This window comes from Streptomyces beijiangensis, from assembly GCF_017315755.1.
GTDB lineage: Bacteria > Actinomycetota > Actinomycetes > Streptomycetales > Streptomycetaceae > Streptomyces > Streptomyces beijiangensis.
Map to the genome: position 1 here is coordinate 1 of NZ_JAFLRJ010000639.1, position 1,909 is coordinate 1,909.

The following is a 1,909-nucleotide window of genomic DNA, read 5'->3' on the forward strand; positions in this document are numbered from 1 at the left end:
CGCCACTTCACCGCCGTGGACACCCGCCTCCGCCGCACCGCCCTCGGTAAACGCATCCAGCACCGGATCGCCGCCACCGGCCTCGACCTCACCCCCGGCGAGTTCTTCGTCTACGCACTCCTGGCCACCGGCACCCTCTGGGTTGTCGCCTCCACCTTCCTGGCCCCCTTCTTCGGCCCGGTGGCAGCCCTCATCGCCCTGTGGGCGGCCAACACCTTCCTCAACTGGCAGCGCCAGAAGCGCATCGAGGCGTTCATCAGCCAGCTCCCCGAGCTCTCCCGCATCCTCGCCAACGCCACCGCCGCAGGCCTGGCCCTGCGCACCGCGCTCTCGATGGCAGCCGACGAACTCGAAGCCCCCGCAGGCGAGGAGCTGGCCACCGTCGCCAACCAGCTCGCCCTGGGCCGCTCCATCGACGAGACCCTCACCGAGCTCGCCGACCGCCTCCCTTCCCGCGAACTGGTCGTCCTCGTCACGACGCTCGTGCTCTCCAACCGTGCGGGCGGCACGGTCGTCGCATCCCTCCGTAACCTCACCACCACCCTGGAGGAGCGCAAGGAAACCCGCCGCGAGGTGGTGACGATGCTCTCCGAGGTCAACGCCACCGCGTACACGCTCCCGCTGCTCGGCCTGGGCGCGATGGTCATGCTGAACTCCATGGCCCCCGGCAGCCTCGCCCGGATGACCGGCTCGACCATCGGCCAGATCGCGGTCGTGGTGTCCATCGCCCTCTACGTAGTCGGCTTCATCGCCATGCGCCGCCTCGGCAAGATCGAAGTCTGAGAAGTGATCCGAGAAGTGATCCGAGAAGTGAGAAGAGAGAAGGGCGAAACCGCACCATGACCGGACTCCTCCTGGCCGCCCTCTTCGGCCTCTCCCTCGCCGGCATCTTCACGGGCATCCGCATGTACCGCACCGAGGCCAAGATCCCCGAAGACCTGGCGATCGCCCTCGAAGTCGGCGCCACCCGCGTGAAGGGCCTGGAGGCGGCGATAGACCGCGCAGGCATGCGCTTCGCGCCCTCGGTCCTCAAGACGATGGGCCCCCGCCAGGTCGAGAAGAAGCGCCGCCGAATCGACATGGCGGGCAACCCCGGCGGCCTCACCATCGACCGTTACGCGGCCCGGCGCGCGGTCTTCGGGATCTTCGGCGGCCTCGCGGGCTTCGCGCTCCTCACCAACGGCATGCTGATCTTCGCGATCGTCGCCCTCGCGTACGGGGCTTTCGCCGCGGACGCCACCATCTGGCAGGCGATACGCCACCGCAAGGAGGTCATCGAGCGCACGCTCCCGGACTTCCTGGACGTCCTCGCCGTGGTGGTCTCCGCGGGCCTGGGATTCCGCCAGGCCCTGGAACGCGTGTCGGACAAGTACGCGGGCCCCTGGGCCGACGAACTCCGCATCACCCTGCGCCAGATGGACATGGGCGTCAGCCGCCGCCAGGCCTTCGACGAACTGCGCCGCCGCAATGAATCCGAGCAGGTCTCCCAGTTCGTCACGGCGCTCCAGCAGGGCGAGGAACTGGGTGCCCCCATCGCGGACACGCTCATCCAGATCGCCAACGACATGCGCCGCACGGACGCCCAGAACTCCCGCCGTCGCGCGGCCAAGGCGATCCCCAAGACCACGATGGTCACCCTGATCTCGATGGTCCCGGCCACGCTGATCCTGATCGTGGCGAACATGTTCCTGGGTTCGAGCACCGACTTCGGCCAGCTCTTCGGCAACTGAGGGGGAGGCACTCGTGGGACGAAACATCCGCCCCGGGCGGGCGAACCGAGCAGAGCCGAATCCAGCCCGGCCAGGGGGTCCCCCCGGACGAAGTCTGGGGGAGCTTGAGGAGCGGGGGGCCGGCTGCGGAGGGCTGAGCCCCCGAAAAGGCGCTGGCTCAGCCCTCCGCAGCCGGCCCC

General features: G+C 69.1%; 2 protein-coding genes. Both read left to right on the forward strand.

The genetic code is table 11. The annotated features are described in order from the left end of the window. The coding region (locus J0695_RS37760; RefSeq protein ID WP_206969324.1) for a type II secretion system F family protein at positions 1 to 783 on the forward strand (783 nt) is incomplete at its 5' end. A 56-nt stretch (positions 784 to 839) separates the two neighbouring features. Beyond that, positions 840 to 1,730, forward strand: a complete 891-nt coding sequence (locus tag J0695_RS37765) for a DUF5936 domain-containing protein (protein ID WP_206969325.1) — start codon at positions 840 to 842, stop codon at positions 1,728 to 1,730. Positions 1,731 to 1,909: the final 179 nt, after the last annotated feature.